Genomic DNA, 21920 nt, shown 5'->3' on the forward strand with positions numbered 1-21920 from the left:
CTCGTAGGTCCGCAGCTGCTTGTTCTCGTAGCTGCGTCGCAGGAACAGCCCCTGGGCGTATGGCGTCAGGCGCAGCGCGTCGTCCGGATTGATCACGTAGGCAATCTGCCATTCCCAGCCAAAAGCCTGCGACTCGTCCACATTCGCATATTGGTAGGTCGTCGGATTCACGCGGGGCATGGTGATGTAATCCCGCGCGTCGCTGAAAAACAAGGCTGAATCAACACTCAGACGGCCATTTTCGTAACGCCCGCCGAGCTCAAAGCTGTTGGTCCGCTCGGCGTCCAAGTCGGCATTGGGCAGCACGTCGCTGCCATTATCGCTGTGACGCGTGCCGGTATACAGCTCCAGCAGTGAGGGGAAACGATAACCCTGGCCAAAACCCAGGCGCAGGGTAAGGTTCTCAAAACTGCGGTTCAACAGGGTCGCGCTGAACACCGACGCGTCGTCGCGCTGGGTCTCCTCCGGATAAGCGCGCGTCGTCTCGTCCAAACGCGAATAGACCCACGTGTGGCGCATGCCAAAATCCATGGTCCAGTCAGAATTCATGGCCCATTCGTCACGCAAAAACAGCGCCAGCTGGGTCTGCAGGGCGTCGTCTTCATTGAGGCTATGCGTTGGTGGCCGCGGCACGGGCAGGCCACTGATGGTGCTGGTCGCCCGGTCCTTGTCATCCAGCTGGTCCACCATGAAGTCAAAGCCACCAATGAGATAGTGCCCGCCCGGCAAGGTCCAATCCGTCTGAATGCTGCCGCCGTAGGTCCGCAGGCGGTTCCACACCGTGCTGTCTACCAGCACTTTCATGGTGAAGGGCCCCGCCGGCGCGCTGGCGCCGATGCGCTGATCAAAATTCTTCACGCTTTCCTGCGCATACAAATCCATAGACAAGCGCGTAAGATGCTCGCTGAGCTCATGCAGCTCGGCGTGAATGCTGAGCTTCTCGCGGTTCCAGTCCGGTATGTGTGCGTAGAAACTCGTCAGACCAGCCGGTAAAGTCGGCGGTGGCGCCGACGACACGCTGCTGGTGAAGCGCTCATAACGCGCCCGGATGGACAGGGTTTCATTGCGCCAGCCGACGTAGGTGGCGATGTCATCCATGTCGTAACTCGTGGGTTTGACAGTGCCCTCCGGCGTGCGGCGATCGTCATGCTCCAGGCGCAGGCCCGACAGGCCGTACTCCCAGCCCTCGCTGAAGCCGTCGAGCGTCACCGCCGTGCCCCAGCCGCGCGTCGCGCTGTCCGCAGATAATTCCACGGTGCCGGTCAGCGGCACCTCCACCTTGCGGCGGGTAATAATGTTGACCACGCCACCCACCGCCTCGGAGCCATACAACACCGACGCCGGCCCGCGGATAACCTCAATGCGCTCCACGCCCGCGCAGGTGAACAGCACCGGCGGGCCATTCATGGATTTCTGCTCGGACAGCCGCTGGCCGTCCTGCAATATCAGCACGCGGTTCGCACTTTCGCCCCGGATGGTGATGCGCGGCATGCCCGGCGTCGACAGGGTCTCGACTGTCAAGCCAGGTACATCGCGGAGCACATCGGCCACCGTGCGTTTCGGCGACGCTTCCAATTCAGCGCGGCTGATGACCGTGATCGCCAACGGCGCCTCCAACAGCAACTCGTCGCTGCGCGTGGATGTCACCCGCAACTCCGGCAAGGGGTCACCCGTGGCATCGGCCTCGGCACACGCTACCCACGGCGCGCATAACCACGCCAACAACATCAGTCGGCTCAAACGACGCATGCTAACGGATGCTTTTACACTCGGTGTTTTCAAAATGATGCGTGCCTTCTGTTGTTGTGTAAGTCAACTTACGTTTGCTCATAATCCCAGCAATCAATGACGCGGTTCAGCGCTCAGCCGATGGCGGCAAGACCACCACGTCGCTCGCACGCACGCTCAGAGTCACCTGCTCGCCCGCGCGGCCGCCACTGACTGGATTGAGCTCGCAAAAAGACAATTCAACCCCGCCAGCGACCTCCGCAACGTGGTTGGCGATCTCGCCCAGATACGTGCTCTCGCGCAATACCGCCGACAGCGTGTTGTCGCCGCCCTCGCCGATGCTCAAGGCCTCCGGCCGCAACGACAGCAGCACGTCCTGGCCCTCGCGCGCCCACTCCGGCGACAACGACGACCGGATCAGCCCGCAGGGCGTCTCCACCAGCACGCCCGTCGCCGACCGCTCTTTGATCGTGCCACTGACAAAATTGGTCTCGCCAATGAAATTGGCGATGAAGGCGCTGGCTGGGCGCCGATACAGGTCCTGCGGCGTAGCGACCTGCTCGACCACGCCGTCCTTGAGCACCGCCACGCGATCGGCCATGCTCAGCGCTTCCTGCCGATCATGGGTGACGTAGATGCCGGTCAGGCCACTGTCCTTGCACAAGCGGCGGATTTCCCGCCGCATATCCCGCCGCAGTTTCGCGTCCAGGTTCGCCAGCGGCTCGTCAAGCAGCAGGCAGCCCGGCTCCACCACCAGCGTCCGCGCCAGCGCGACGCGCTGCTGCTGACCGCCGGACAGTTCATTGGGCTTACGCTGCCGCAGATGTTCAATCTGCACCCGCTGCAACGCCTCACGCACCCGCCGCTCGCGCTCGTCCTTGGGCACTTTGCGCATTTCCAGACCGAAGGCGACATTCTCCGCCACGGTCATGTGCGGCCACAACGCGTAGCCCTGAAAGACCATCGCCGTATTGCGCTCGTTAGCCGGCCGACTGGCGACATCCTCGCCATTGAGCATGATCTGGCCGCTACTGACGCTCTCGAAACCGCCGATGCAACGCAACAAGGTCGTCTTGCCGCAGCCCGACGGCCCCAGCAGAAAAAACAACTCGCCGTCGGCTATCTCCAAATTGACGTCATGCAGTGCCCGGACTTGCCCAAAGAATTTGCTGACGCCGGCAATGGTAACTTTCATACACCCACCTGTGAACTTCCTGCAAGGACACTATTTTGGCCGGCACGACGTATCGCCGGCGCCATTGTTTCATTCATATCGGCTCTGGCGTTTGGGATCGAAGGCCTCACGCACACCCTCGCCTACCAGCACGCCCATCAACATCACCACAAATAACGCCAGGGACGGATACAAAATCAGCCACCACGCCCAGCGCTGGCTCTGTGCCTGCTGCAGGAGCTGCCCCAGGCTCGGCGTCGGCGGCGGCAAACCGAAGCCAAGATAATCCAGCGCGGCCAAAGAACCAATGGCGCCTACCAGCGAAAAGGGAAAAAAGGTGATCAGCGGCACCACGGCATTGGGCAACAGGTGCTTCAGCACGATGCGCCAGCCCGGCAGCCCCAGACAGCGCGCGGCTTCCACAAAGGGCTGGCGCCGCAGACGCAGCATCTCCGCACGCATGTAGTAGGATATGCCAATCCAGTTGAACAGCGCATAGCAGAAGATCATCAGCCAGAATCCCGGCCCATAAATGGAACCCATGAGGATGACAATGTACAAGAAGGGCAAGGCGCTCCAGATCTCCACCAGGCGCTGCCCCGTGACGTCCACCCAGCCACCCAAATAGCCCTGCAAGGCCCCCAGCGCGGTGCCAATGCTCAGTGAGCATAGCACCAATATCAGCCCGAAACTCAACGAGGTGCGCAGGCCGTACAATATGCGCGCCAGCACGTCCCGCCCCGCATCGTCCAGCCCAAACCAGTGCCGCGGCACCGGCCGGAACGGAAAACGCACCAGCTCCTTCTCGCTGCTCAACACGTAAGTCGTGTCATGCAGGCTGACCTCAGCACGAACGGCCTCGCCGGCAAAGGCCCGGCCGACCTGCTCGCGGATCTGCTCGCGTAAAGCCGCCGGCAAGGCCCCAAAACGCTCACGGTCGCGCTCGGGCTCAGGCCGCGCGGCAAGAAAATGCCAGGCGTAGCGCGGCGCGGCAAGCGCGCCCTGACCGCTCAACGTCAGTCGCAGCAGTGGCGGCGCACTTGCCCGCGGACTGTACGCCGGCAAACTCACGTCAATATCCGGATTATCACCCTGCCCTAGGCAACGTACACTGACGGCTGCCGCCGCCTGGTTGTTGAAACGCTGCGTCATGGCCGCCGACAACTCCGGTGGCAGCGCCCAGAAGTCGTCTAAATTGAGCCCGCGCCACTCGGGCTCGACGCCACCAAACAGCGCCTTGGCACCAACGAAGCGGACCAGCCTGCCAAACGCGTCCACGCTGGCGCCCGCCAACGCCGGCTGCGGTTCCAACCGGCAACTCACCCGCAGATGGGGCTCGAGGTCGGCAATGGGCACCGGCTCGTTCGGACCGGAACGCAACGGCGGCCACAACATCCACGCCGATCCGTACTGAAACTCGCGCCGCTCGGCCAGCCGACGGTAGTCCGTACGCGTGCCCAGGCCACTGCCGGTGAAAGCGTCGTCGGGATAAAAACGCCACACGGGGAAAAACAGTCGCCCTTGGTGCCGAACCACCAGCGGCACGTCGTTGCAGATCAACTCCGACCCCAACGTCAGGCCGTAAAGCAATAGCAGCGCCAGCAGCGCGTACCACGCACGGCGAATCTCGCGGAAACGCCGCCAGCGCTTTCTCGTAATGGGATTGAGGCGCAAAAACACGTTGGTCACTCCGTCGGCAACAAAAAACCGGTTCTCGTGAACCGGCCATAACATATCGGCACTCGCAGTCGCGCGTCGCACGCACCACTTCGGCAGTCGCACTCGCAGTCGCGCGTCGCACGCACCAATAATGTACGTACCACAAAGCACCATTGCCACCAACAACGACCCGAAATCTCACGCAACAAGTAATCGGTCACCCATTGATAACCAAAACTGTGGTGCCTCTACGAGGCACTGCCTGTTGGCAGGCAGCGTCCCCAGGCTAAAGCCTGGGGTTAAGCATGGTTAAGCGCCTACGGCGCAAAGACATGACGATTGAATAATGGTGGTTTTCGGCTCGGATCGGACAAAGCACGTCATCTGATCGGCCAAGTTCGGCCCGGAGGGCCGGACCATGCATAACCCCTGGCGAGGCGCCCGGAGGGCGCCGCAACCAGGGGGGGGGAACAGCAACAGCAAATTGCGCCTGGAGGGCGCCACATTGGCTTAACACGTTACGTCTCACCGCTCCAGAGTAAGGCAGACGTGCCGACATTATCAATCGCTAACCGATTACCGCAATAATGCGGAGCCTCGCGCGCCCATTTACCGACCGTGGTGTGGGCTTTCAGCCCGCGCCGTCGCCAGAGGCCAGTAAACGTCCACTCGCGCGCCCGACATCCAAGGCCGCAAAGCGACAGAAGCGCTGAAAGCGCGAAACATACCAGCCCAGGGCAAGCAGCGCCGAAGGCGCGCGCCGCCCTGGGTAACGCGTCATTTGTGTTCGTGTTCCTCGGCGCCTTTGGCCCCAGTCGGCGCAGCTGACTGGGGCCAAAGGCGCAATGGAACCATGTAACGTTTACCCCGTTTTGTGCCCTGCGACTCTCGCAGTGTTTTTTGTTAATGTGCGAAATCTTGTGATGAACACTTGTATTTGCGCCAATGTGACCGAAACTCTTCTTTTGCTAAAGAATTTTGTACAATAGACTCCTTATCAGATAGTTATGCATGAATTTGCCACTACGGCGCTGAGAAAGGCTTCAGAACTACTGTGTCAAGTCTCTCTTTTTATCACAAGATTTCGCACATTACCGTTTTTTTAGGTCGCCCTTCGGGGCTCATTTCGGGTGGGCCCCCTACCCAGGGCGGCGCGCCCTGGGGGCGCTTGCCCTGGGCTATCTTAGGCCGCGCCTTTGGCGCTGAAAACAAAAGGCTGCAGGAAAAATTGGTATCAATAGCTCCTATGAAACCCGCTGCCGCAAAGGTCGGCGGAATCAAGGTCGAATAGCTGGGCGACGACTGGCCGTGGGTTACCTGCAAATTGTCCCCGGTGAATTCCCTGCCGGGATGTACACTCCTATGAAACACGCTGCCGCAAAGGTCGGCGGAAATCAAGGTCGGATGGTTGGGCGGCGGCGGGCCGTGGGTTTCCTGCAAATTGTCCCCGGTGTTTTCCCCACCGGGATGGTTAATTACCGATTACGCCTCGCGGCCGTGGAGTGGGCGTCTCGCCCACTCCGACAAGACGGCTCATAAAACCGTCCTCGTCATCCACGCCGACCGTACCCGGTCCGTCTCCCCCGCCGCACGAGCCGTTCGCACAGCGGCTGGAAGCCGCTGCTACTCTGGGCCCGCTTTGACTCCGCTGCCGCAAAGGTCGGCGGAAATCAAGGTCGAATGGCTGGGCGGCGACTGGCCGTGGGTTTCCTGCAAATTGTCCCAGCGAAGCACCGGGGTGGTTACTAACCGATTACGATATGTGCTACTGCCACATCTTCTGCGGTCAATTTCCGGCCGCCAGTCCCCGCCGGTTGATGAAATCCGTTGTCGCCGCCAGAAATGCCTCGGCGCACTCGGCAAAATCCTCGCCAAGGTCCCCAGGGCTTTTCAGGCAAAGCGGCAACAACGCTAGCAACTGCCCCTCCACCGGCCGGGCCTTTTGCAACGAGGGCAGCATCTCCATGCTGAAATCTTTCGGCGCGGCATCCGGGAGCGCATCGCACACTTGTACAAACAGCGCCGCGCCAGCCTGCAGGACCGCCTGTAGCGCCGGCGCCCGACATTCGTCCGCAAAACCGCTGTCACGCAACACTCGTGCCATCCGCAGGTGCCGTTCGGCAGCGGCCAATGGCAGCGCGCTCAGCTGCATGCGCTGCTCGCGGTCCGATGGCCGCGGCGCACTGGCTGCCGGCGTCGCAAAGGCCGTCTTCAGCTCGGGATTGAGCGTGACGATGCCGAGCTTCAGCAGTTTTTGCAGCAGCGCATAGTCGTCCGGACTCAAGATCGCCGTGCGACTCTCGGCACTCTCTTTCCCATGCGTCTTGGCCACGGCCGCCAACACCGCCGGCGCCTTCCGGGGCGGCGCGACCGCCAGCACGGACTGCAACTGACCCGTCTCGCGGTCGTATGCCGCCTGACATAAGCTCGCCGCGTCCTCTTCCAAACTCAACTCCGTGGACAATTGCGCAAAGGGCGACAACGCCTCCGCCGCCACCGGTGGCGCCTCGGCAGCGGCTGAAGTGTCCGGCGACGGCACCCCGGGCGTGCCCGACATGATCGTGCTCAGACGCTCCATGAAGGCCGTGCGGCTGCTCTCCTGCTCGAAGTCCGCAAAATCCCCACGGCCATCCAGCACCGCGTCTGACAATGCCCGCTTGTAATTCAGCGTCACCAGCATGCGCTGCTCTAGAGTGGCTTCCGACACCAAGTTGATGACATGCACGCGATTGCGCTGGTGCTTGCGCCAGGCGCGCGCAATCCTCTGCTCGTGCCGGGCGGGATTCCAGGGCAAGTCCAGATTGATCACCACGCTGGCGGCCTGCAGGTTCAGACCGACGCTGCCCGAATCACTCGACAGCATCACCCGACACGCCGGGTCGTTCTTGAAACGCCGAATCTCGTCCCGTCGTCGCTGCTGGTCAAGCGCGCCGGTATGCAAGGCGTACTTAACATCGGCCGTTGCCAGCGCCTCCTGCACCAGCTCAAGCATGCGCGTCCATTCCGAAAAGATCAAGACTTTGCGTTCCGGCTCGGCCTCCCAGATATCCTTCAGAATCCCCTGCAACTCAAGGACCTTGGGCGACTCGCGTATCTTCTGGTCCAAAATGTACACGCTGTCGCAGAGCATCCGCATGCAGGACAGCGCCAGCTGCAAATGCTTAAATTCGTCGGGCGTCAGCGGATAGCGCCGGGCCTTGGCCGCCAAACGCGTGACTTGATCGGCGTAGTCGTCATAGCGCTTCGACTGCTCGCTGGTCATCTTGACAAAATAGTTGTTGTCGACGCGCTCCGGCAGATCCTCCTTGATCTCGTCCTTGCGCCGCCGCAGCATCACCGGTTGCACCAATGCGTGCAATTCGCGGAGGTTCTGCATGCCACAGACTTTGCCACTGTCGTCAAAAGCATAAAAACGCCGGTTGAAACGAAACAGACTGCCCAACAAGGTCGGGTCGACAAACTCCACCAGCGAGTAGAGCTCGTCAATGCGATTCTCCAACGGCGTGCCCGTCAGCACAAAGGCAAAACGCGACTGCAGGCGTTTCAGGTGGTTCGCAGTCAAGGTCTTCCAATTCTTGATCCGCTGGGCCTCGTCCAAAATCACCAGGTCGGGGTGGAAGTACTCGTTGATCTCCGCCACGTCTTTGAGCACCTGCTCGTAATTCACAATCAGAAAAAAAGCCTGGCTGTTGCGATAGGTGTCAAGCCGGGCCTTACGCAGACCATAGACGATCTCCAGCGGCAAGGCCGTGAACTGCCGGATTTGATCTTCCCACTCGCACTTCAGCGACGCCGGCGTCACCACCAGCACTCGCTTGACGCCGAGGCACTCCTGCTGGATCGCCGCGGCCGCGATGGCCTGCACCGTCTTGCCCAAGCCCATCTCGTCGGCCAGCAAGGCACGCCCCTTGAAAGCCAAATGCAGCGTGCCCGCTATCTGGTAGTCGTACAACGGACAACGCAGCATCGGCAGTTGTCCCTGGTTCTCCTTGAAACGCTCCTCGTAGGCACGACGCCAGTGCGCCTGCTGAGTCTTCAGCCGCTCGGACTGCAAATAAGCCTCAATCTCCGACGACACCCGCACCATCGCGCGCGTCGCGGCGTCGGCGCTGGCCAAGTCCTGCTGCAGAGCCAGCAGTGTCGTCGCCGCCGGCTCTTTCAGCTCGCCATTCACTTTCACATAACGCCGACAAAGCGCCGGCAACTCGCCACGACCAGCGTAACGCAGCACCGGCCGCCAGGGGCTGCGTTCCATGTACAGCTCCACATACGGCGACTCCAGCGCGCCAACGCCCTTCTGTGCGGCCTTCACACGCTCAATGTGCTTGCAGGTGCCAAGAAAATTCTTGGTGAAATCCGGACAACTACAGGTGTTGATGTTCTCCGTCAAGGAACGTAATTCGACGACGTATTCCTGAACGTGATCCTGGTCGCAGCGGCAGACCACATAGTCCCGAAAACGCCCCCGTCGCTCGCCCACCGGCCGCACCTGCATTGGCTCGGCCAGCATCCGCTGCCGGCGCAGCTCAATCTCATAGTCGTCCGTGGTCTTCCAGCTGCTCTGCTGCTTCCACTTTCTGCCCTTCTCAGCGGCGTCCGGCGTCGTTGTCTTCATGGTAGTTCCAACTTCTGCAGTGCGTGAACGTTCTTTCCACCCGCCGCTTTCCCGTCAGCCCCCTACTATACCAGCAATATGCCGGTGTATAACACCACTCCCCCACGTTTACCCCAATTTCACAGCCGGACCAGCGGCGCGTTTCCGCACCTGCCGCATAGTCGTCTGCCAGCGCCACCTCTTTCCTGACGGGACACTGAGCGTTTGTATGGACGCTATAGACGCCATGGACGCTATGGACGCTATGGACGCTATCCTGGTAGCCGCCAGTCAGTCCCCGGCGTCCCAGTAGTCCAAAACCGGTCCCCAGCGTCCAAGGAGTCATTCCCCACGGTCCCGAAAGTCCCCACCGTCCAATCCATGGGACCATGCCTCATGAGTCGTGAGTCCTCGCCCCAACGCAGCCGCCGCCATTGCATCCCCGAAGTCCATGAGGTACCCCAACCACGAGCCGCTGGGACGGCGGCGCTACGGGCGCGCTACGGTCGGCGTGGCTGGCGAGGACGGGGAAATAAGCCGTCTCGCCGGAGTGGGCGAGACGCCCACTCCACAGTCGCGAGACAGGCGATGCGAGGGTGCGGGCGGGGCCGTGGTCTTCCAAGCCGCCAATCTCAAAAATAATCTGCGTCAATCTGCGGAATCTGCGGCATGCTGCCAGCAGATAGAACCAGCGGTGGCAAGAAATTCAAGCAGTAGTTCCCAACTCAAGCCGCGCCCCGGCGAGGAACTTGTCCTGCTGAGCTCATCTGGCATGGACCAACTGATAGCTCTGCTTCCACGACCGGTAGAGGGGCCTGCTGCTGGTAGCGAAAGCGATCGCCGCGTGTTTTTGCTGGTGGCTACACGACGTCGGTAGCAAACAGATGCCTTTCGGCCAGCGTCGCGCTGGCCGAAACACAGTTACTTCGGCATAGGCATTCAGCGTGGCGAGTCGCAAAGCGCGAGCAAATCGTCCACATGGATACTCGCCAGGCATTCGACCGTATCGGCGGCGCCGTAGTAGATTTTTATCTCGCCGCTGTCTTCGAGAATCATGCCGCCGGGAAAGATCACGTTGTTGCGGAAACCGCCGTCGGTCTCGTAAGGCGCCTCGGGCGCTATCAGTGGCTTCTTGCTCATGGCGATGACCTTTGTGGGGTCATCCAGGTCCAGCAGCATCACGCCGGCGCAATAGCGCTTCTGCCAGCTGTTTTCCCAGCCATTCTTGCCGCGGCTGCTGTCGATATCCACCGTGTGAATGAGGGTCAGCCAGCCCTTGGCAGTCTTGATCGGCGGTGCCGCCGGCCCGATCTTGTCATTGGCGTAGGGGACGTCTTCGACGCCCAGCACCAGCTGGTTGTGTCCCCAGTAAACCAAATCCGGCGAGTCAGCCGACCAGATGTCAAAACGGCTGCCGCCGCCACGGCTGTACACCGGGAACGGCCGCTCCAGACGGACGTAACGACCCTGGCAGCGCTCCGGGAAAAGCACCATATTGCGGTTGTCGGGCGCCGTGGTGCAGAGGATATCGAAGTGGTCGAAGTCCTCGGTGACCGCGATGCCACCGCAGATGCCGTGGCGCGTGTCAATGGCGAAGCAGACGTAGCACTTGCCGTCGATCACGGTCAAACGCGGATCGTAACCACGGCTGATCTCCTGGTTGTGCAGATCAAAACACGGCTTGGGCTGGACCTGCCAGTGCACACCATCGTCGCTGTAGGCCAGACCCATGTTGGTCGCCGCCGGATGCACCGAATTCGGCCGCTGGCCGTAGTCGTTGCGAAACACCATCACATAGCGGCCCTGATACTTGGCCACGCCGGCATTGAAGATCAGCGACGCATCGTATGGCACGTCCTTGGCAGACAAAATCGGGTTCTGCGGACAACGGACGATCTTGTCGTTGCTGCGCAAGTCACCCACGGGAGTGTAGGTCATGGCCATAATTCATTCTCCTGAATATGAAGCTCAAAAAAAACGCGCGGAACCGCCGCGCGCGCTGTTGCCTGGAAAATATCGCCCGTCCAGATGATTCTACAAGATTCGCCATGCAAATACAGGTAAATGCATGCCTGGCTGTTGCAGCCGCCAGCGCGCCGAGTTACCTTGTACAACAACGTGCCCTCTAACCACCACGCGGAGAAAATCTACCATGGCCAGACGCTGCATGATTGCGACCCTGGGACCGGCCGCACAACATCTCGATGCGACCCTCAGTTACCAGCAGGGCGTCGAACGCATGATCGCCTTCTGGAAACGCCAGATCGACCCCGTGCTGCCCACGCAGCCCGACCTCATCGTCATCCCCGAGGCCAGCGACCGCTACAGCAACCTCACCGCCGACAAACGCCGGGAGTACTACCGCGTCCGCAAAGAACAGGTCAGGGATTTCTGGTGCGAAACCGCGCGGGAAAACCACTGCTACATCGCCTACTCGGCCGCCCGTGAACTCCCCGACGGCAGCTGGCGCAACTCCACCCAGATCATCGACCGCCAAGGCCAGATCGCCGGCATCTACAACAAAAATCACCTCGTGGTCGAAGAATACACCGGCTTCGGCATCCTCAATGGCAAAGACGCGCCAGTCATCACCACCGACTTCGGCAGCGTCGGCTGCGCCATCTGCTTCGACCTCAATTTCGAGCCAATCCGTAAGCAGTACATGGCCTCGCGGCCAGACCTGATCCTCTTTTCCTCCATGTATCACGGCGGCCTGATGCAGGCCACTTGGGCCTACAGCTGCCAGGCGCATTTTGTCGGCGCAATCTGCAATAACGAATGCGCCATCATCAACCCCATCGGGCAGAAGATCGCCGCCAGCACGAATTACTTCCCCTTCACCAGCGCGCTGGTCAACCTCGATTGCCGCGTCGTCCATCTCGATTACAACTGGGAGAAACTCCGCGCGCTCAAACGCAAGTACCGCCGCGACGTCATCATCAACGACCCCGGGCAGCTCGGCTGCGTCCTGGTCAGCTCCGAACACGACGCGCTCAGCGTCATGGACATGATCCGCGAATTCGCTATCGAGACCTGGGACGACTACTACGCCCGAGCCCTCACACACCAGAATGAACACCGTGAGCCCTGATCAGCACAAGGAATAACACCATATCGTGGACAGTGTCTTTGAACCATCCGACGACAATCTGCCGGCCATTAACCAGAACGCCGAAGACGCCTTCCTGCCACTGGATTACACCGTCCGCGGCGAGATCATGCGCGTGGTCTACACCAATCCCGACAGCCACTACAGCGTCGTCCGCCTGCGCGATGATGACGACAAGGAGCTGACCCTCGTCGGGCTGCTCCCCGGCGTCCTCGAGGGCCAGCGCATCGAAGCCACCGGCCGCTGGGAACTGCACAAGGAACACGGCCGGCAATTCCACGTGAACAGCTTCGCCGCCATCCTCCCCAGCTCCGAAGAGGGCATCCGCCGCTACCTGGCCTCCGGCGTCCTCCCCGGCATCGGCGAAAAATACGCCGAGCGCATTGTCGAACACTTCGGCGCCGACACCCTCGACGTCCTCGACAAGGCCTCCGAACGCCTCAAGGAAGTCCCCGGCATCGGCAAAAAACGCATCGCGGAGATTCGCCAGGCTTGGCGCGACAGCAATGCCCTGCGTTCGACGTTGGTATTCCTGCAGGGCCTGGGACTGAGCCCCTCGCTCTGCGGGCGCATTGTCTCGCTCTACGGCGACAAAATCGCCGCCGAGGTCGTGCAGCGCAATCCCTACCGCCTGGCCTATGAGCTCGACGGCGTGGGCTTCCTCACCGCCGACCGCATCGCCATGCGCCTGGGCATCGCCGCCAACAGCCCCTTGCGACTCTGTGCCGGGGTGGTTTTCGCCCTGGACGAACTCAGCCAGCAGGGGCATACCTGTTGCAGCAAAGACACGCTCCTCACTGCCGCCCAGCGACTGCTCGACGCCGATGCCGCCGACCTCGAACAGGGCCTCGCGACTGCCGTGCAGGAAAACAAAATCGTCATGGACATCGTCAGCGGCCCCCAGCCCACGCCGATGTTCTTCCCCCGCCGGCTCTACGCCGCCGAAATCGATCTCGCCCGCGCCATCCGCGTGCTGCTCAGCAACCCCGCCCGCGGCCTGCGCTTGCCCCAAGAACGGCTTGGTCAGGGCTTCGTACGCCTCAACCAGGCCCAGCGCCAAGCCGTCGAGTACGCCTTCAACTACGGCTTCAGCATCATCACCGGCGGCCCCGGCGTTGGCAAAACCACCGTCGTCAGCCAAATCGTCGCCGGCGCGGCCATTCTGCGCAAGCGAATCTTGCTCGCGGCGCCCACGGGCCGCGCATCCAAGCGCCTCAGCGAGGCCACTGACTGCGAGGCCAGCACCATTCATCGCCTGCTCAAATGGGACCCGCAGGAACGCGCGTTCGTCCACGGGCCGGACAAGCCCCTCAGCGGCGACATTCTGGTCGTCGACGAGGCGTCCATGCTCGATACTTTATTAGCCAGCAATCTCTTTCAAGCGGTCGCTCCCGGCACGCACGTCATTCTCGTGGGCGACAAGGACCAGCTGCCATCGGTCGGTCCCGGCGCGGTGCTGCACGATCTGATTCATTGCGGAAAAATGCCGGTCACCTACCTGACGGAAATCTACCGGCAACAAGAAGGCAGCCGCATCATCACCAACGCCCACGCGGTCAACCAGGGCCACCTGCCCGATCTGCGCAGCGTGCCCCAGAATACCCGCAGCGACTTCTACTGGGTCGAACAGGACGATCCAGTGCAGGTCGCCGCAATGATCAGCCGCCTGGTGGTCGAACGCATCCCCCAGGTCTTCGGCTACGATCCCTGCAACGACGTGCAGATTCTCACGCCCATGCGCAAAGGTGAATGTGGCACCATCGCCCTCAACACCAATCTGCAGCAGGCGCTCAACCCGCCTGACGTCAACAAGTCGTCCTTCCAGTACGGCAGCAAGCTCTTCCGCGCCGGCGACAAGGTCATGCAGACCTCAAACAACTACGACAAGGGCGTCTTCAACGGCGAAATGGGCCAGATCATCCTCGTGGACAACGAGGCCAAGCGCTTCACCGTGCAATTCGATATCGGCGTCGTCGAATACCAGCAGCAGGAAGCCGACCAGCTCCTCCTGGCCTACGCCGTCACCGTCCATAAATCACAGGGCAGCGAATTCCCGGTGGTGATCATGCCGCTCCTCAGCCAGCATTACGTTATGCTCCAACGCAATCTGCTCTACACTGGCATGACCCGCGCCAAAAAACTGCTCATCCTCGTCGGCTCACGCAGAGCCCTGGCCACCGCCGTCAACAACAACACGCCCATGCAACGACAGACCATGCTCGCCAACCGCCTGGGATGAAGAGGAGCAAACGCCATTGTTGCGGTACCCGCAGAGCACCACAACCACGGGTATGCCAGCAAGTTCGGCCTGGAGCGGACAAATCACGTCGCCCGAGCGGCCAAGTTCGGCCCGGAGGGCGCCTGGAGTTTGGAAAAACGGAAGTTTGAGGGCCTCGCCGTGATTTCCTGCGTGGGTCGGGGAAATTTCAGCGAAATTTCGCTCTACCCACGTAGGAAACTTTTGCTGATGGCGGATGCGCTCAATCCGGCCAGCTTGAGTAGCTGCCGGCATTGAGCCTCCGGCTGGCTCAACTGCTCATGGACTTCGTCTCCCAACTTGATTTTCCCTATTTGCAGCTCGCCCAGCTTGCTCCAGGCCGTTTGCAATGAAACACGCAGGTCTCCTTGCGGCTCCGTGAATTCCGCCAGTTTGTGGCGGGCCTTCCAGATGATCATGTATGCCAGCATGCAGACAAAAATGTGCGCCTTGACCCGCTCCGGATTCCACAGACGAATGGGGCGCATGAAGATATCCGTCGTCTTCATGGTTCGAAAGGTCTGTTCCACTTGCTGAAGTCCACGGTATTCATCCCGTGTCTGCTCGGCGCTTATGTCCAGGATATCGGTGGTAAACACATAGAAGCCGTCCATGGCGCGGTAGGACTCAATGAGTTCGTCCTTGCGGCGATAGCTGAAACGTCCTTCGCCATAGTCGACATCGAAGAAGCGCGCGCATTTCCATTTGTCGAACTTGGAGAACAACCTTTTGGCGATGAGTTTTTCCTGACGCAGACGCCCTTTTTGCACACTGGCTTCAATACCTTTGAGGACGGCCTCCGTTTTTTCGAGCATTCTATCGCGGTCGGCGCAGTTGCGTTCCTCCAACTCGGGGTTGTAGGATAGCACATAGTTGATTCCGTCATGCGACACTTGCACCAGCCTGGTGCGGTCAAACAAAGACAGCTGCAACGGGTGATCGTCATCCTCGACAAAGCGGGTGAACTCGTCGCGACTCAAGGCCGTGATGTACTTGATTTTCTCATATTCCCTGGCAGTCAGGTCGTTGCGTCTCGCCCGCGTCAGCATGCCCCGATCTCCAATGAAGACCATTTCCTCGATCCCGAACTTTTTCCTCATCGAGTCAATTCTGTCCATGACGGTGCTTTGGTCGCTGGTGTTTCCTTCGAAGACCTCCACACTTACGGGACAGCCAGCCTGGTCGGTGAGCATGCCGATGACGATTTGCTTCTTGCCTTGCTTGTGATCACGATTGTAGCCGAAAGCCTCCAGCGGGCACGCATTGCCCTCAAAATAACTGCTGGTGATGTCGTACAGGAACATGCGCGATTGGTTCGGATGATTCCGTTTGAACAGATAGTGTTCGATGGTATCCTGGCAGGGAAACAAATGATCCAGAGCATAATACATCTGCTCCAGCTTGATATCCTCGTCGTCCAAACCGCATACCCGGGACAGACCGCTGCCTGGCAGGTTTTCAAACAGCGACTTCCGGGAATGCGGAAAGGCCTCCACGACTCGATCAAGGATCAAGGCGAGAACCACTTTTCGATCCCGTTCGGGCAGGCAAGCCAGCGCGTCAAGGATGCCTAGTTCATCAGCAAAGTGATGCGCCACGGCCTCCGCGCCAAGCGGAATGGCCGACAAAAACTCGACCTTGAGATTGGTGTCACTGGATTCGCCATTTGACGAAAGAGAGTTGCTGATGGCCTTGACCGCTTCGGGAGGAAGCCCAGCCAAACTGGCCACACGCTTGAAGGTAGGCGTGCCCTTCGCTGTCCGGTAGCTGTACCCGATCCAAGAATAATGGTAGATTTTCCCGTGCTGCGTCTTCTTGAATTGCTGAACCCGGTATTTCATAGTCTGCCCCATTTTAACTAGCCTACAATACTTAAGTACAGATAGAAAATAATATAACACAAATTTTTGTCAAGTATCTAGACTACATTTCGAGCAAAAAAAAGAAAATTAGGCACGATTGTGTTGAAAACCCCTCAAACTTCCGGAAAAACTCGAAATTGCGCCTGGAGGGCGCCACATTGGCGTTGACAATGGTTTTCGGCTTGGAGCAGACGAATCATGTCGCCCGAGCGGCCAAGTTCGGCCCGGAGGGCGCCACATTGGCGTTGACAATGGTTTTCGGCCCAGAGCGGACGAATCATGTCGCCCGAGCGGCCAAGTTCGGCCCGGAGGGCCGCACCATGCATAACCCCGGGTGAGGCGCCCGCAGGGCGCCGCAACCCGGGGTGTGACAGCAAGTTGAAATTGCGCCCGGAGGGCGCCACATTGGCAAGGCTTGTATCTTCCCACGACGCCGTAACGAGGCACATCGGGCGCCCGTTCCCAACAACGAACCGATTACGCGCCGCACCTGTCCCTCACGCGACCTGGTGGTTCACCAGGGTGCACAGCTGCTCGGCCATGCGCAGTTCTTCGCCGGCCAGCCGCCGCAGCTCGTCGCGCAACTGGTGCTGGCTGACCAACTGTGCCATGGCCACGTAGAATTCCGCTGCGGCCTCCTGCTTGCGGATGATTGCCTCAATGGGCTCGTGAATCTCCTCGGTGCACTGGCAGAGCTTGTCGACCATGCCGGAGATTGTGCCCGCGCGTTGGCTGCTGGGCTCTTCTTGGCGGGCCTGATCACGCATGGCGACAATAGACTGGCCATGACCGCGATGCGCCGCAGCCATCGTCACCAGCGCCTGCCGACAATCGCAGTCGGGCATGCGCGCGATCTGCTTGTCGATATCCGCCACCAAACGCCGCTCAAAGGCCGCTAGCTGCCGAATCAGCAGGCCCTCACGGAACGACGGCCGCCGCGCCGCGCCGCTCGTTTGGCTCACGGCCGCCGCCGCACTGGCCGGCGTCGGTTCCGCCGTAGCCGCAGGCTTCGCACTGCTTTTCCACACCATCCCGACCAGCAGCGCCACGCCCATGAGAATGAACAGCAGCGCCGAACCCAGATGCAGGTACTTCTCGGGCAAGTAGCGCGACAAAAAGTTTCCGCAGAGCACCGCCAGTGCTGTGGTCGTCACCAACGCCATGCTGGCACCGATGAAGACTGCCCAGGTGCCGCCACCACGCGAAGTCGTCAGGGTCAGCGCCGTCAGCTGGGTTTTGTCACCAAGCTCGGCAAGAAAGACAATCGAAAAGCTCAACAGCAGTGTTTTCCAGTCCATGGTTACTCCGATATGCCGCGCACGGCTCACGTTCGTTCTGCGACGGCCCCCCTGCCGCCTTGGCCGGCCATTCGTGCCGGATTGCGGGCGTGTCAGTGCGCCCGGAGGATCTCCAGCCATTCTTTCATGGTTGGCGGACGCTTGTCCAGCCGTTTTTCCATGCCGGCCATGATGGCGTCCGCCAGCTGGCCGGCAATATTCGGATTCAACTCATAAATTGGCCGTGCCTCCACCGACTCGCTAGACTGGTTACGCCAGGTGTCCTTCTCGCTCTTACCGGCAAAAGGCATGCGGCCCGTGGCCAGCTGGTAAGCCATGATGCTGAAGGCAAAAACGTCCGACGCCGGCGTCGATATCTTCTGCACAAACTGCTCCGGAGCCATGTAGGCCGGTGTGCCGACCTGCCGACGCGGCCCCTGATCGTTGGCGCGACGAACCAGATCGAAGTCGGTTATCTTCACCACCGGCCGAGCCGTCGGCGACAGCCGCAGCAGGAAGTTCTCCGGCTTGACGTCCAGATGCATGAAGCCGCTGGCATGTATCCACGCCAGGCCCTCGGCGGCTTCGCTGAGGACGTACACCAAGTCGCGGTACAGCTGCTCGTTGCGACTGGTGATGTAGTTCTTGATGCTGTGGCCTTCAAACCACTCGATGATCTCATACGGCTGCAGCCCATGGTAGCCCCACTCCATCGACCCGATGATATTCGGGTGCGGCGTCAGCACTTCGCGGATCTTCAGACCGTAGCGAAAACGCAGATGTGAATTGAGCGAGAGGACTTTCGTCGGCTGCAGGGAGCGTATCAGCACCCGACGGCCGTCACTGAGCACCGCCGAGTACAGATCAGCCACGCCCCCGGACATGAAATGCCCCAGCATATGATATGACAGTTTTTTCCCAGCCATTCCCTACCACGCAATCAGTTTGCAGCCAGACGGCCGCCGGCAAGAACCAAGGCAATATCCTCTGCGGAAAGTGCGTGGGTCAGTGACAACTGCTGCTCACTACCATCGCCCCGCCGCAAGCGCGCCTGGACATCGGCTCCCGGCTTGAGCTGCGCATGCAGATTCTCAATGCAGAAGCTGTCACCAGCCGAAATCGTCTCCAACAACGAAGCGTCTTTGAATAATAATGGCAGAATGCCAAAATTGACTAGATTGGCCGCCAGTATGCGCTCAACCGAAATGGCGAGGACCACCCGCACGCCAAGGTGCATTGGGCAGATCGCCGCATGCTCGCGGGACGAGCCCTGACCAAAGCTCTCGCCGGCAACCACCACGCCAATGCGCCCAGCATCGCGAACCTTGCCGGCCCGCTCGGCAAAGCTCGCCTTGCCTTCTTCGTTGAAACACTCAAAGACGTATTGGGCATAGCGCGGAATATTGCTGCGGTACTTCAGGTAGGTGCCGGCAGGCATGATGTGATCCGTCGTAATCTTGTCGCCCACCCGCAGCAACACTTCGCCCTCGACACAGTCGGGCAACGGCGAGCAGCACGGCGGCTCGCCAATGGTCTCCTTGCGCACGATCTCCACCGCGTCGCCAGCCGGTGCCGGCTGCAAGACCATGCTGTCGTCCACCAGGAACTGCCCAGGCATCGCCCAGCTCGGATAAGCGATGCCGAGGCTGCGCGGATCCGTCAGCTTGCCCGTTAGCGCCGTGGCCACCGCCGTCTCGGGGCTCACCAGATAGCACTGGTCATTTTTCGTCCCCGTGCGGTTAAGAAAATTACGATTAAAGGTCCGCACGCTGATGGTGCCGCTGGCCGGACTGAAACCCTGACCAATACAGGGCCCGCAGGCTGACTCCAGTATCCGGCAGCCCGCACCGATCAAGTCGCCCAAACTGCCGTCCAAGCTCATCATCTGCATCACCTGGCGACTGCCGGGCGCAATGCCCAGCGATACCGCTGGCGACACCTGCCGGCCTTTCAGCACCGCTGCGGCCATGCGCAAATCCTTCAGTGAGCTGTTCGTGCAGGACCCAATCAGCACCTGCGACACCGGCAAGCCAGCAATTTCCGACACCGGCCGCACATTGCCCGGATTGGACGGACAGGCCGCCATCGGCACCAGCTGTGACAAATCCAGCTCGATCACCCGGTCGTACACGGCGTCGGCATCCGCCGTCAGGGACTGCCAGGCATCGCCACGGCCCTCAGCAACCAGAAACGCCCGGGTGTTTTCGTCAGACGGGAAGACCGACGTGGTCACCCCCAGCTCGGCGCCCATGTTGGTAATCGTCGCGCGCTCGGGTACGCTCAGGCTCTTCACGCCCGGCCCAAAATACTCCACTGCGGTGCCAACATTGCCCTTGCTGCCCAGTATGGCCAGCACCTGCAAGATCACGTCCTTGGCCGCGACCCAAGCCGGCAGCGCGCCGCTGAGGCGGATGCCAATCACGCGCGGAAAACTCAGTTTGAAGGGCTTACCCGCCATGGCCAACGCCACGTCGAGCCCGCCAGCGCCCATGGCGACCATGCCGATACCACCGCCGGTGGGCGTATGCGAATCCGATCCCAGCAGGGTCTTGCCAGGCACGCCATAGCGCTCCAGATGCACCTGGTGGCAGATGCCATTACCAGGTCGCGAGTACAGCACGCCCTTGGCCGCGCAGACACTCTGCAGATACAGATGGTCGTTGGGATTCTCCGGCCCAAATTGGCTCGTGTTGTGATCGATATACTGCACTGACAACTCAGTTTTCACGCGGTCAACGCCCATCGCTTCCAATTCCAGAAAAGCCATGGTGCCCGTCGCGTCCTGACACAACGTCTGGTCAATGCGTATCTTCACTTCCTTGCCTGGCACGCAGTCGCCCTCGACAACGTGAGCACGGATGATTTTTTCAATGAGGGTCTGTCCCGACATGTGTTCTCCTCGTATCCTTCGCGATGGCGTTCTCACAGCCGGCCGCGCTGTGGCGACCGACCGCTGTTATGTGCTTTGTGGCTGATGCCATCAGCCCTGGTAAATTGCATTGGGGCCCAGCTGTTCTTCAATGCGCAGCAGCTGGTTGTACTTGGCCGTGCGCTCGCCGCGGCAGAGCGACCCAGTCTTGATCTGGCCGGCGCCGGTAGCCACCGCCAGGTCGGCGATGAAACTGTCCTCGGTCTCGCCGGAACGATGGCTGATCACCGTCGCGTAGCCCGCGCGCTGGGCCATGCGGACAGTATCAAGCGTCTCGGTAAGCGTGCCAATCTGATTGAGCTTCACCAGAATTGCGTTGCCGCAACCCGTCTCAATGCCTTTCCGCAGGTACTTGGCGTTGGTCACGAACAGATCGTCGCCCACCAGCTGGCATTTGTCGCCAACCACTGCCGTCAAGGCCTTCCAGCCGTCCCAGTCGTGCTCGGAAAGGCCGTCTTCAATGGAATCCAGCGGATACTGCCTGATCAGGCCCTGCAAATACGCAATCTGCTGCTCGCTGTTGCGCTTGGCGCCCTTGCTGCCCTCGAACTTCGTCGCGTCATAAATGCCATCGATGTAAAATTCGGAAGCGGCGCAGTCCATCGCCAGCGTCACGTCCTTGCTGATCACATAGCCGGCCTTCTCGACCGCGTGCATCAGCGTGTCCAGCGCGTCTTCAACGCCCTGCAATTCCGGCGCAAAACCGCCCTCGTCGCCAATGCCCACACTCAGACCGCGCTCTTTCAGGTCCTTCTTCAAACAGTGAAAAATCTCCGCGCCCATGCGCAGCGCTTCACGAAAACTATGCGCGCCGACAGGACGGATCATGAATTCCTGGAAAGCCAGCGGCGCGCTGGAATGCGAACCGCCATTGAGCACATTCATCATCGGTACCGGCAGTATCTTCGCATTGACGCCCCCCAGATAGCGGAACAGGGGCAAGTCCAGAGCCAACGCCGCCGCCTGCGCCGTCGCCAGCGACACCGCCAGCATGGCATTGGCGCCAAGCCCGCTCTTCGTCTCCGTGCCGTCGAGGTTGATCATCACCCGGTCAACGCCGCTTTGATCCAGCGCGTCCATGCCGCGCAACGCCGGCGCAATGCTGTTCTGCACATTGGCGACGGCCTGGCCGACGCCTTTGCCGAAATAACGCTTGGCATCGCCATCACGCAATTCCAGCGCCTCATTCTCGCCGGTGGAGGCGCCCGATGGCACCGACGCCCGGCCAATCACCCCACATTCCAGCTCCACGTCCACTTCGACCGTCGGGGTGCCCCGTGAATCGAGAATTTCACGCGCGCAAAGTTCTTTGATTGCTGTCATGATCGTGC

The 21920-nt window shown here is 60.6% G+C and carries 13 protein-coding genes; 2 read left to right on the forward strand and 11 right to left on the reverse strand.

All coding sequences use genetic code 11. The annotated features are described in order from the left end of the window. The 6 genes from J3R75_RS00005 to J3R75_RS00030 form a co-directional block, all read right to left on the reverse strand. Positions 1–1749, reverse strand: a 1749-nt coding sequence (locus tag J3R75_RS00005; protein ID WP_307259051.1) for a TonB-dependent receptor plug domain-containing protein, incomplete at its 3' end; no start/stop codon positions are given. A gap of 106 nt (positions 1750–1855) precedes the next feature. Next, entirely contained in the window at positions 1856–2923 is a 1068-nt protein-coding gene (locus tag J3R75_RS00010) for an ABC transporter ATP-binding protein (protein ID WP_307259052.1), read from the reverse strand. A 69-nt stretch (positions 2924–2992) separates the two neighbouring features. Further along, positions 2993–4636: an ABC transporter permease subunit gene (locus J3R75_RS00015; protein WP_307259053.1), complete on the reverse strand. Its 1644-nt coding sequence runs from the start codon at positions 4634–4636 to the stop codon at positions 2993–2995. A gap of 999 nt (positions 4637–5635) precedes the next feature. Next, positions 5636–6001: a hypothetical protein gene (locus tag J3R75_RS00020; protein WP_307259055.1), complete on the reverse strand. Its 366-nt coding sequence runs from the start codon at positions 5999–6001 to the stop codon at positions 5636–5638. 346 nt (positions 6002–6347) lie between these two features. After that, positions 6348–9176, reverse strand: coding sequence for a DEAD/DEAH box helicase (locus tag J3R75_RS00025; protein ID WP_307259056.1), 2829 nt, complete (start codon positions 9174–9176; stop codon positions 6348–6350). A gap of 918 nt (positions 9177–10094) precedes the next feature. Next, positions 10095–11093, reverse strand: coding sequence for a glycoside hydrolase family 130 protein (locus J3R75_RS00030; protein ID WP_370882380.1), 999 nt, complete (start codon positions 11091–11093; stop codon positions 10095–10097). A gap of 214 nt (positions 11094–11307) precedes the next feature. Between J3R75_RS00030 and J3R75_RS00035 the strand changes: the two genes are divergently transcribed. Together J3R75_RS00035 and recD2 are read left to right on the forward strand one after the other, a co-directional pair. Beyond that, the gene (locus J3R75_RS00035) at positions 11308–12246 is read left to right on the forward strand and encodes a carbon-nitrogen hydrolase family protein (RefSeq protein WP_307259059.1); all 939 of its coding nucleotides are present in this window, start codon (positions 11308–11310) and stop codon (positions 12244–12246) included. 25 nt (positions 12247–12271) lie between these two features. After that, positions 12272–14503, forward strand: coding sequence for an SF1B family DNA helicase RecD2 (gene recD2 / locus J3R75_RS00040; protein ID WP_307259060.1), 2232 nt, complete (start codon positions 12272–12274; stop codon positions 14501–14503). A 203-nt stretch (positions 14504–14706) separates the two neighbouring features. Here the strand turns inward: recD2 and J3R75_RS00045 are convergent, their stop codons facing one another. The 5 genes from J3R75_RS00045 to eno all read right to left on the reverse strand — a co-directional run bounded on the left by J3R75_RS00045 (position 14707) and on the right by eno (position 21912). Then, on the reverse strand, positions 14707–16362 hold the full coding sequence (locus J3R75_RS00045) for an IS1634 family transposase (RefSeq protein ID WP_307259061.1): 1656 nt from the start codon (positions 16360–16362) through the stop codon (positions 14707–14709). Positions 16363–16880: 518 nt separating this feature from the next. Next, the gene (locus J3R75_RS00050; RefSeq protein ID WP_307259062.1) at positions 16881–17681 is read right to left on the reverse strand and encodes a TMEM165/GDT1 family protein; all 801 of its coding nucleotides are present in this window, start codon (positions 17679–17681) and stop codon (positions 16881–16883) included. Between the two features lie 92 nt (positions 17682–17773). Beyond that, positions 17774–18544 carry a serine/threonine-protein kinase gene (locus J3R75_RS00055; RefSeq protein ID WP_307259063.1) on the reverse strand — a complete coding sequence of 257 codons (771 nt, stop codon included), beginning with the start codon at positions 18542–18544 and terminating at the stop codon, positions 17774–17776. A gap of 56 nt (positions 18545–18600) precedes the next feature. Beyond that, positions 18601–20550, reverse strand: coding sequence for an aconitate hydratase (locus tag J3R75_RS00060; protein WP_307259064.1), 1950 nt, complete (start codon positions 20548–20550; stop codon positions 18601–18603). Between the two features lie 90 nt (positions 20551–20640). Then, on the reverse strand, positions 20641–21912 hold the full coding sequence (eno, locus tag J3R75_RS00065) for a phosphopyruvate hydratase (protein WP_307259065.1): 1272 nt from the start codon (positions 21910–21912) through the stop codon (positions 20641–20643). Positions 21913–21920: the final 8 nt, after the last annotated feature.

It is taken from the genome of Oligosphaera ethanolica, assembly GCF_030814695.1.
In the GTDB taxonomy this organism is placed as follows: domain Bacteria; phylum Verrucomicrobiota; class Lentisphaeria; order Oligosphaerales; family Oligosphaeraceae; genus Oligosphaera; species Oligosphaera ethanolica.